Here is a 9,909-nt window from a genome sequence, read left to right on the forward strand (position 1 = left end):
CGAGTTCGAGGCACGCTGGGACAAGGAGTACCTGCCGATTGGCCAGTCTTGGCGGCGTAACTGGACACGGTTAACCCCATTTTTCGACTATCCACCCGAGATCCGTAAGGTCATCTATACAACCAACGCAATCGAGTCGGTGAACATGGGGCTACGAAAACTAACCAAGCACCGCGGCGCGTTTCCGAGCGACGAAGCTCTCATCAAACTGCTCTACCTCGCGTTGCGCAACATCAGTAAACGATGGACCTTACCCATCCGTGATTGGAAGGCAGCCCTGAACCGATTTACCATCCAGCTTGAGGGGCGACTCCCTCAGCTGTAACCCGAATCCCGTTTACATAAAAATCTGCACACGCTCAAATTTCATCGAACGAATGCACCGCACTGGCACTAAAAGTCACCCAGTCGGCTTTCCATCCCAGCCAAGTCTCAATGGGATAGCTAAGCATGTGCACGCCCGCAGGCAACGAAAGAACTTCTACCCGCCGTACCCATCTATCTAGCACGGCGCGTAAATGTACGTCCTCAGAACCATCTCGTTACACTGAAATAAATACAGCATCCAAGTTAGTGCGCGCATTGTTCTCAGCTACTGCCGAGGAAAGCCGCGTCTGATCAAACCCCTTATTTACGCCAATTAGGAACTGGCTACTTACGTCAAACAAGGGCGCATGGGATGCTGTAGGACGCCCGCGCATCTGCAGGTTGGTCTGATTGAAGAGCTCACGCACGTACCAAGCCCTCTTTCCAGCGGGCAGGAGCGTTTGCGCGTTCGAACATGTCCAACTACTTCGACGGGCTCTACAATCCCTTAGTCCTCCACACTCACCTCGGTGGAGCCCGCCATCCCCCCTGTTGACTACAATACAATGCGTCGCCCTTGTCGAACGGGCGTCCAGTACAAGCAGGAAACTCCGCATCCTGCCTCTCTTAGCAATGAATGGAATCATGAGATTCCATAATTGGATTAATCGTTTCAGCAATTAAAGCTTCAGGAGTTTGGACAAGCAATGACTTCTCCCACAAAGCGCCCATCCCGCTTTGACTTTGGTGACAACCATACCCATACCAATGGCGATTCCCAGACAGCAACTCTCAAAGATCTGATGGATGAGCTCACATATGAAAAGACGACAAACGAAGACTACTCGGGAGGCAGTGTGATGAGCATCAATCAGCTCGACACGGTCCTACGACTCCTTCGATCCATTTCGGGCAAGCCGCTAAAGAGCGTAACTGAGAAACACCCTCTCGCCGACATCAAGACCATCAAGAGCCTTTATTTAAACACCTTTAAAAAGGGCATGCATCTAATCGGCCTTATTGAGCCACCAGGTGCAGATTCCGAAGTCGCCATGAATATACTTACTCTCCCTCCAACAGAAGAGAGTGGAAAGGTTCTAGAAGCTAAACGCCACATCATCTTTGAGCTAGAGCGTGAAATATTTAAAGAAGAGAAGGAGCATATCGATGCCTTATTCAATCCGCAGCATACTCCTCACGCTTATTGGTTAGGAACAAACGAAGCGATCGACGAAGTACTTCTCACCCACCTCCATATCGTTGAAGATGCCAACCTCCTGCTCGAAGCTGATGCATATTTGACCGCGAAGACGGAAGAGTTCATGCGCACGGTTACCCCTGCGGAAAAGGAGAAACGCCTGCACATTTCTACGTATGTCTACCTTAGATCGCTTGAGTTTCTGCATATGCTGAACTTCGAGATCACCACGAACCGCACGATTCCGAATGACAGAATACCAGGAAACATGCAGGTAGATTTAAGTGAACTCTGCAAATCGATTCCTCCGGTGCATGGTGTTTCCATCCAAGGCCACACCCCTTTCATGTCACTCGCTGACGTGCCGAAATTCTGCATTGACAATGCAAAGGAAATTGCCCGACTGGTAAAAAAAGTTACCACGTTTAAGTATAGAGCTGAATCGCCCAGGATTTCGTAGACACCTCGCAGCCATAAACTATGGCTTAGGCGGAGGTGGTTATGAGCACGAAGCGTTATACGGATGAGTTCAAGATCGAGGCGGTTCGGCAGATTGTCGAGTACGGCCGACCGGTAGCTGAGGTGGCTGAGCGACTAGGTGTGTCGGTCCATAGCTTGTATGGGTGGAGACGTCAGCACGGCCAGGGAGAGGTGGGGCGTCGCGTTGAGCAGGACCAGAACGCTGAGGTTCGTCGACTTAAGGCTGAGTTGCGTCGCGTCACTGAAGAGCGAGACATCCTAAAAAAAGCCGCCGCGTACTTTGCCAAGGGGTAAGAGCAAAGTACGCCTTCATGAAGTGCCATGTGGATCAGTTCGGGTTGGGCGACGCGCCCCACGCAGCACACCGACTTGGTTTTGCAAGCGCTGCTCGCTGCGGTTTGGAGGCGCAAACCCGCTCCAGGTTTGCTCCTGCACTCTGACCAAGGAACGCAGTTCACCAGCGAAGACTGGCAGTGCTTCCTGCGTGAGCACGACATCGTATGCAGCATGAGCCGGCGAGGAAATTGCCACGACAACGCAGCAATGGAGAGCTTCTTCCAGCTGTTGAAACGCGAACGTATTAAGCGACGGATCTACAGCAATCACGACGAGGCACGCGCCGATGTCTTCCAGTACATCGAGATGTTTTACAACCCGACACGGCGACACGGTTCCAATGGCGGCCTGTCCCCGATAGAGTTTGAACGGCAGTACGCACTAAACGGCTGAAGACTGTCTACAAAAGCCTGGGCGATTCATACATCAGTCGGCGAGACCTGCCGGAAGATGGGGATTTCCGAGGCCACGTTCTACAACTGGAAGAAGAAGTACGGCGGCCTAGGCGTGTCCGAGCTGCGCCGGCTGCGGCAGCTCGAGGAGGAGAATCGCAAGCTCAAACAACTGGTCGCAGATCTGAGCTTGGACAAAGTGATGCTTCAGGACGTCATCCAAAAAAAGCTCTGAGGCCGGTGCAGCGACATACGCTCATCGGCTTTCTGCAGCGTGCTTACGGAATTAGCCAGCGGCGGGCATGCGGCGTGATGCGCCAGGCCCGTTCCGGGCTGGCGTACAAACCGGTGCGCAAGATTCTGGATGCGCCATTGACCCGGCGCATCGAGGAGATAGCCCAGACGCGGGTGCGTTACGGCTATCAGCGCATCCACATTCTGCTACGTCGCGAAGGCTGGCCGATCAATCGCAAGCGCGTGCATCGGCTGTACAAGCTGGCAGGGCTCGACTCACGCTCAAAACGGCCTCGCCGGCGCAGGGCCGCGGCGGATCGATTGGATCGACCAACACTCACTGCACCCAACCAGAGCTGGAGCATGGACTTCGTCAGTGATGCACTCTTCGATGGACGCCGTTTCCGCTCGCTGACCGTGGTCGACAACTTCAGTCGGGAATGCCTGGCCATTGTCATGGAGCAGAGCCTGCGCGGCGAAGATGTTGTCGAAACGCTGGAACACCTGCGGCAGGAACGCGGTTCACCGCGCCGGGTTCAGGCTGATAATGGGCCTGAATTCATTAGTATCGTGCTGGATAAATGGGCTTACGATCACGGTGTCACGATCGATTTTTCGCGCCCTGGCAAGCCGACCGATAATGCGTTCGTCGAATCTTTCAATGGTTCATTCCGTGACGAATGTCTGAACGTGCACTGGTTCCTGTCCCTTGACGATGCCCGCCAGAAGATCGAAAACTGGAGAACCGATTACAATCATTTCCGTCCGCATTCGTCTCTGGGAAATGCCGCGCCAGCGCAGTTCGCCGAGGCATTTCGGACAGCCCCAAATACGCCGATTTTTCTACCTTAGATCGGCTCAAGATTTGGGAGGCCGTCACCATCACCAACCAGGGTAAAGACACATGATTTCAATCAAACCAACAATGCCACGTAATATTTGCCAGTGACTTCTGCCTCAGGGAGCTCTCCACGAACTTGATCAAATTAGGCCAACACATTCTGTCGCCCGCCCAAGAAGCGCTACGTAGTTGGACATCGCCGCCCGCATTGCTAGCCACTCTGAGATGAGGCCACCCGACCCTTCCTTTGATTGCGAAATCCATCACGGTCCGAACGCGAACCAGCGAACATGGCTGGCCAAGTTGGCGCAGATCGTTCTCGATACCTAAACGGCAACAATTTCGCGCATGACAGAGCATCTTAGACAAGATACGCTGCTGCGTTCATTCTCAAAGGAAGTTGGCGTCGATGGCCATACGCCTGTCCACGACTGGTCTCGTCGCAGATAATGGAGACTTTACCCACTCACTTCTGAACTTTCTCGACTGCGTGCTGCGGGGAGTTGGGCAAGTGATGTTGCAGGGTAACAGCTATGCAGGGCTACTCTTCCTGGTCGGGATTTTCTGTAACTCGCCGCTGTTCGGATTGGGTGCTCTACTTGGAACCGGGGCAAGTACGGCCACCGCCATGATGCTGGGTACCGATCGCGGCCAGGTGCGGGCGGGGCTTTTCGGCTTCAACGGCGGACTCGTCGCCATTGCCTTACTCTATTTCCTTGAGCCAGACGCGCTGACTTGGGGGTGCGTCATCTTCGCGGCAGCCTGCTCGACTATCATGATGGCGGGCATCGCCTCCCTCATGGGCAACTGGAAACTGCCCGCGCTTACAGCCCCATTCGTCCTCACTTCCCTCTGCTTCTTCCTGGCGACGGCACGCTTTGGCCGGATCGAGTCTACAGATCTGCTGCCGACCGCCGGCCTGCCCAAGGCCGTTACGGTTGAGGGGGTGGTGACTGCCTCGACGGTAGTGGACGGCCTGTTCAACGGAATCGCCCAGGTCTTCTTTCAGGGCAATGTCATCACCGGCATATTGTTCGTGGCCGGCTTGCTCATCAGCTCGAGGGCGGCTTGTATAGCAGCGCTGGCAGGATCGCTGACCGGGCTTCTTGTCGCATGGGGCATGGGCGCCGCCGAACCGGCGATCCGCGCCGGCGCGTTCGGCTATAACAGCGTGTTGGTCGCGATCGCATTGGGCGGCCAGTTTTTCGTGCCGGGCCGGGCATCGGCCGCCTACGCAGTTTTCGCGACGATCGCCACGGCCCTTGTATTCGCGGCGGTTTCAGCCTCCCTTGAACCGCTGGGCCTCCCCGCGCTGACCCTGCCCTTCGTACTCGTTACATGGCTTTTTTTGCTCGCCAGTCCGGCCTTCGCTTGCCTGCAACGCAAAACGACATAACGATCTCACGGGCAGCCCGTGACTTGTCTCCGCTGCTGGCCTCTACCCCACCTGCTGCGGGCTGCCCGGGGGATGGACACCAAGTTAGGAGAGCCACCTAGCGATCAGAACGATTTGCCCGTGCGGCCTGAAAGACAGCCTTTTATCCTTACTGAACGCGTGCCACGCCGATCTTTGGACATTCTTGGCACTTTAGGTGCGGCGTTAGGCTCACCTTCGGCGATGGCGGCTGAATGCCTTCGATGCTCTCTTACTATCGAGAGGGCAAACATCTACACTGCGAGCCCAAACTCCAGCGCGGCGGCCGCGTAGCACACGCTGCTCTCGTGACGCCCGCAAGGCTCGTAGCGACCCGGCACTTGAACTCAAGCCATGAGACAGCCCCGCCACGTGCTGAGCCTTGCTTACAGAAAACTTTAAATGGGCGAAAGCCACCAACTTCGAAGGTCGACTGACCGCGATCTACGTCAACGAACTGGCCGTGTCCCGGCTGGTCAGTCGATTTCCAGCGTGCGGACTTGCCGACAAGCACGCGCTGAGGGAAACGCTTCGCTTTCATCTCGCCGTAGATGAAGGTACGGCCCATTCAGGTCATCTCGCTGACCTTGGCGAAGCTCCAAAGCTCGTTGTCAGTCTGCGCCATTGAAGCATTCCTCCAGGCGATCCGCGGGCAAATGCCAGTCAGAGGCCCGTCCCTCAGAGCAACATGGCAGGTAGTGCCATCGAGGTGCCAACGGCTCGCCGTGATCCGGCCATTTCCGACCACTACAATGGCGGCTGCATGAAGATTCCAGTCATTTCCACAGCTTGTACCTCGACAATGATCGCCGCAGACCTCGTGCGATACGGTATTGCTGTTGTGGATGTAGTGCGCCCGCAGGACAAGATTCTGGCCAGGGAGTTGCGCGGGGAGTTTGGGCTGGCTGACGATGCTGGTGCGAAATCTGATGAGGAAGACTTCCTCCTGCACCTGGCTTGCAAGGTCGAGCCGGAATCTGAGTACGGCTGGGTGGATTACTACGTCTACAGCGCCACGTTCCCCCTGGACCCGATGCGCGCCAAGGAACTGGTGTGCGCCGCGGTCCGCCAGTGGGGTACGGTTGGAAAGCCCGACTATTTCGTGGCAAAGCTGAATCCCTGACCTCGAAACTAGCCGTACAATCAGGCCCATGCGGCTATGCCGGACTGCTGACCAGGAGAGAACCATGCGCATCGTGCTCGTAGGAATCACGACTGTCTGTCTGATCGCTCTGTGGCCAGGCGTAGCAAAGGCCGATAGCTGGGTTACCTACACGGATGGGCGTGTCGGCGGCTGCTGGATGAACAGGTCCGGCGTCCTCTACGGTTGCACGCCGCAACCGCGTGCTTCCAAATTCGATGACGACATGCCTGTCCCGCGCTCCCGGGCTGAACCGCTAATCAGCAAGGACGCCACAGAGCTCGAGTTGCTCCGCCGACAGAACAGCGCATACCAACGACAGTTGTCCGAGCAGCAGGCCGCCGACCGAGAACAGCACGCTCAGGCCCGGGCAGTCAATGCGTACTACGAGGCCCAGAGCCGGGCAAATGCACAAGCGCGCGGCGCGCGGCAGATGGCTGAGTACCAGTCCAAATACGTGGACTGCCGTCGCCCGCAGTACGACGCACTTCTTGCTGAGCGTAGCTTGAAACGGCATCCGACGGTGGCTGGCATGTGTGTGCCGGCCAGCAGCAAATCCGGCAGTAACAGCGTGTTCGTCCAGTGTCCACCTTGCGGTTGAGTAAGTTTGGTCAAGGGGACGAGATGCTTGGCTCAAAACAATTCGGCGAGCTCGCCAAGGCTGCGCGTTTTGAGCAGGCGGGCGAATCATTGCCTTGAGCTATGATCGCTGGTCAGGCCTCGGCACCAGCTATATCCTTCTGGCATGCGAGAGCTGCGACCCGGGACAGGGGCGGGGCCTTTTATAATTTCTATTTCTAGTTCAATCCATGGAGGGGGCGTATGCGAGTTGCAATGAGTGCCGTTATTCTGGCCGTGGTAGGGGGTAATTTGTCTGCGGCAGAATCCAGTGTCCTTCCCCAGATCTTTGATCCGGAGATGATCGGTGCAGATATTGCCTACCTTGAGCGGTTGACCGGGCCAGCCCGAAATACATACGGTCAAACGAAGGTTTATAAGATCTCGGGCTGTGAGGTTTCTGTCGCCATGATTCGCGGCACAGTTGGCTCAGTGGGTATGGCTGTCAGTCCGCAGTGTGATTTCGATCTTTCTACTTTCCTGCCAAACCTCAGGAGTACCGGCCGGCCTTTGCATACGCTGACCTTTGGTCAGTTTGACGCGATGTCGGGAGGGAATGGTCGTTACTACGCGGACTGCCTTTATCTGTGCGGCAATGCGACCGATCCGAGGATTTATCAGCATTGGCAGGGATCTCGTGCCGACAAGGCCCTAGAGGTTTTGCTTGAGGTTGCGCAAGTCGATGAACCCGCGGTGGAGGCTGCGTTTGCCTGGAAGGCGGGCATGATGGAGGCTGAAGGTGAGGACTGGGTTTTAGATGCGAAGTTCAACTGCACACAAAAATACGAAGAGGTTGCGCACCGACTCTTCCGCGAAGTCCGCATTTCAAAGATCACCATCGGATATGACATCGAGATTCCTCGCTGCGAAAGCTGAGATGCGCCCTGTGATCCCCCTATACCGGCTTCAAGGTGCCCAAGGACTTGGTTCCGGGGTTGGCGCCGGTCGCGGTCGAGGTTCCTAGCCCCACTGGCTTCGCACGCTTTTGGCCCGGTGCCGGAAAACGGCACTTGGCAGCCAAGGCCGCAGCGCATCAAGCCCACCAGCAGGCTCTCGAACAGTTCCATCGCGCAGAAGCGCAAAAGAAGCAACGGCTGGTCTGCTCTATTTGCTGAGGGAGCACGCCGGCCTGGACGCACGCATCGCAGCTTAAGGACAAGAACATGGCTAACGGATCAGTCCCTCACGACGGCAAAGTGGCCGTTTTGGTCGATTGCGACAACGTCAGTCCCGAGATCGTGGAGCACGCCCTGCTGATGGTGGCCCAGTTCGGGCGCGTGGTGCTGCGACGCGGGTATGGAAACCACGCCACGTTGGCGAACCGCTGCCAGGAGGTGCTCGTCCAACATGCGTTTACCCCTTGCCTCCAATACCAATACGCCTCTGGAAAAAACACTTCCGACATCGCCCTGGCTCTTGATGCTCAAGAGGCCTTGTTTGACCATCGCGCCGACACCTTCTGCCTGGTGACCAGTGACTCAGACTTCGCTTACCTGTGCAGAAAGCTCCGGGAGCGCGGAGCGACTGTCTGTATCGTCGGCGAGCCCAAGACGCCAGCGGCCCTGCGAAACGCTTGCGATCAGTTCTTCGAATGGGAACGCAAAGCAATCGCCGAGCCGTGCGAAGACCGACCCAATGCATCACCGGCCAAAGCGGAGGGCAACAAAGTTGAGGCCAGCGCGGTGGACACCAAGCCGCTTCCCAAGCGCCGCCCCAAATTCGTGGTGGAAGCGGTCACGCTCCTGGCTGGGGACACCTCTGAAGGCGAGGTAGGACTGGGGCCGTTGGGCCAATACCTCAAACGAACAGACCCCTCCTTCTCTCCCAATACCTATGGGCATTCGGGCCTACTCAGCATGCTGAAGACCTATGACCTGCTAACCCTACGCCAGCAGGAAGGAGGCCAGTGGACCGTCAGTCTGGCCACGCGACCTGAAACGAATGAGCACACGTAGGCGTATCACTCGCGCTCCCAGAGCGCCGTGATCATCTCGATCTGCTATCGACACCTGTGCGTCACGAACTTGACTGGTTCAGTCACGAAATCGAAGAGTAACGAGACCGTCAAACTGTCCGCCTACGGTCGCTGAATACATAGTCTTAGATGGGAAGCGCTGGCCGTGTCCTCGCACCACGCTGTGACCGATGCTATTCAGTCTCCCGATCGGCTCATTCCGGTTGCCCAGTATGTGCGCATGTCGACCGAGCATCAGCGCTACTCCACGGAGAACCAGACTGCGGCAATTGCCGAATATGCCAGGGCGCACGGCATGGAGATCGTCCAGACCTACGAGGACTCAGGCAAGAGTGGACTGAACTTAAAGGGTCGAAGCGCCCTTCAAGCCCTTCTCCGGGATGTGAAGCTCCCCTCCCCTGGATTCAACGCCATTTTGGTCTACGACGTCAGCCGTTGGGGACGGTTCCCTGACCCGGACGAGGCCGCCGCCTACGTTCACGCCTGTAAGAGCCATGGCGTCCCGGTCATCTATTGCGCGGAAGCTTTCAAGAACGATGGCTCCTTGCCTTCCACCATCATGATTGGCCTCAAGCGCAGCATGGCCGCCGAATACAGCCGTGAGCTATCTGACAAGGTGTTCAAAGGGGCGTGCAACATTGTGCGGCACGGGTTCCGACAAGGTGGCACCCCGGGGTATGGCTTACGGCGCCAACTCGTGGACGAGCATCTCCAGCCCAAGGCATTGCTCGCTCGAGGAGAGCAGAAGAGCATCCAAACTGATCGTGTGATCCTGGTGTCCGGGCCTTCGCAAGAAGTCGCCACCGTCTTGCGCATCTATCGGCTGTTTCTGCAGGACGGCATGCCCGAGCGGGTCATCGCCTTGAATCGCCCAGGCTTTTGTAGACACTCTTCAGCCGTTTAGTGCGTACTGCCGTTCAAACTCTATCGGGGACAGGCCGCCATTGGAACCGTGTCGCCGTGTCGGGTTGTAA

At 56.7% G+C, this 9,909-nt stretch carries 10 protein-coding genes and 1 pseudogene; all 11 read left to right on the forward strand.

Features of this window, described 5'->3' with window-relative positions:
• The coding region (locus tag ACVOLV_RS21275; RefSeq protein WP_481556102.1) for a transposase at positions 1 to 325 on the forward strand (325 nt) is incomplete at its 5' end.
• A gap of 688 nt (positions 326 to 1,013) precedes the next feature.
• Positions 1,014 to 1,964 (forward strand): hypothetical protein, encoded by a 951-nt coding sequence (locus ACVOLV_RS21280; protein WP_313642742.1) that lies wholly within the window; start codon positions 1,014 to 1,016, stop codon positions 1,962 to 1,964.
• Positions 1,965 to 2,005: 41 nt separating this feature from the next.
• Positions 2,006 to 2,713: pseudogene (locus tag ACVOLV_RS21285) on the forward strand (IS3 family transposase).
• A gap of 3 nt (positions 2,714 to 2,716) precedes the next feature.
• Positions 2,717 to 3,798 (forward strand): IS3 family transposase gene (locus ACVOLV_RS21290; protein ID WP_481556105.1). Its coding sequence is split into 2 segments (ribosomal slippage): positions 2,717 to 2,933 and positions 2,933 to 3,798, totalling 1,083 coding nucleotides; the frame shifts between segments, so codons are not numbered across the junction.
• Between the two features lie 398 nt (positions 3,799 to 4,196).
• The gene (locus ACVOLV_RS21295) at positions 4,197 to 5,183 is read left to right on the forward strand and encodes an urea transporter (RefSeq protein WP_313642743.1); all 987 of its coding nucleotides are present in this window, start codon (positions 4,197 to 4,199) and stop codon (positions 5,181 to 5,183) included.
• A 400-nt stretch (positions 5,184 to 5,583) separates the two neighbouring features.
• Complete coding sequence (locus ACVOLV_RS21300) at positions 5,584 to 5,829, forward strand: hypothetical protein (RefSeq protein ID WP_313642744.1); 246 nt, start codon at positions 5,584 to 5,586, stop codon at positions 5,827 to 5,829.
• Between the two features lie 60 nt (positions 5,830 to 5,889).
• A complete protein-coding gene (locus ACVOLV_RS21305; RefSeq protein WP_481556103.1) occupies positions 5,890 to 6,324 on the forward strand; it encodes a hypothetical protein in 435 nt (144 codons plus the stop codon).
• Between the two features lie 64 nt (positions 6,325 to 6,388).
• Positions 6,389 to 6,943, forward strand: coding sequence for a hypothetical protein (locus ACVOLV_RS21310; RefSeq protein WP_313642746.1), 555 nt, complete (start codon positions 6,389 to 6,391; stop codon positions 6,941 to 6,943).
• Between the two features lie 233 nt (positions 6,944 to 7,176).
• Positions 7,177 to 7,836 (forward strand): hypothetical protein, encoded by a 660-nt coding sequence (locus tag ACVOLV_RS21315; RefSeq protein WP_313642747.1) that lies wholly within the window; start codon positions 7,177 to 7,179, stop codon positions 7,834 to 7,836.
• Between the two features lie 287 nt (positions 7,837 to 8,123).
• Positions 8,124 to 8,915, forward strand: coding sequence for an NYN domain-containing protein (locus ACVOLV_RS21320; protein ID WP_313642748.1), 792 nt, complete (start codon positions 8,124 to 8,126; stop codon positions 8,913 to 8,915).
• Positions 8,916 to 9,080: 165 nt separating this feature from the next.
• On the forward strand, positions 9,081 to 9,839 hold the full coding sequence (locus ACVOLV_RS21325) for a recombinase family protein (protein WP_481556104.1): 759 nt from the start codon (positions 9,081 to 9,083) through the stop codon (positions 9,837 to 9,839).
• The last annotated feature ends 70 nt before the right edge of the window (positions 9,840 to 9,909 follow it).

It is taken from the genome of Stenotrophomonas sp. STEN023, from assembly GCF_056760135.1.

What these genes read in the sequence shown, in the direction of transcription:
- ACVOLV_RS21305 (WP_481556103.1), top strand. Translation starts at nt 5,890, where the DNA reads ATGGCAGGTAGTGCCATCGAGGTGCCAACGGCTCGCCGTGATCCGGCC.
- ACVOLV_RS21295 (WP_313642743.1), top strand. Translation starts at nt 4,197, where the DNA reads ATGGCCATACGCCTGTCCACGACTGGTCTCGTCGCAGATAATGGAGAC.
- ACVOLV_RS21315 (WP_313642747.1), top strand. Translation starts at nt 7,177, where the DNA reads ATGAGTGCCGTTATTCTGGCCGTGGTAGGGGGTAATTTGTCTGCGGCA.
- ACVOLV_RS21320 (WP_313642748.1), top strand. Translation starts at nt 8,124, where the DNA reads ATGGCTAACGGATCAGTCCCTCACGACGGCAAAGTGGCCGTTTTGGTC.
- ACVOLV_RS21280 (WP_313642742.1), top strand. Translation starts at nt 1,014, where the DNA reads ATGACTTCTCCCACAAAGCGCCCATCCCGCTTTGACTTTGGTGACAAC.
- ACVOLV_RS21310 (WP_313642746.1), top strand. Translation starts at nt 6,389, where the DNA reads ATGCGCATCGTGCTCGTAGGAATCACGACTGTCTGTCTGATCGCTCTG.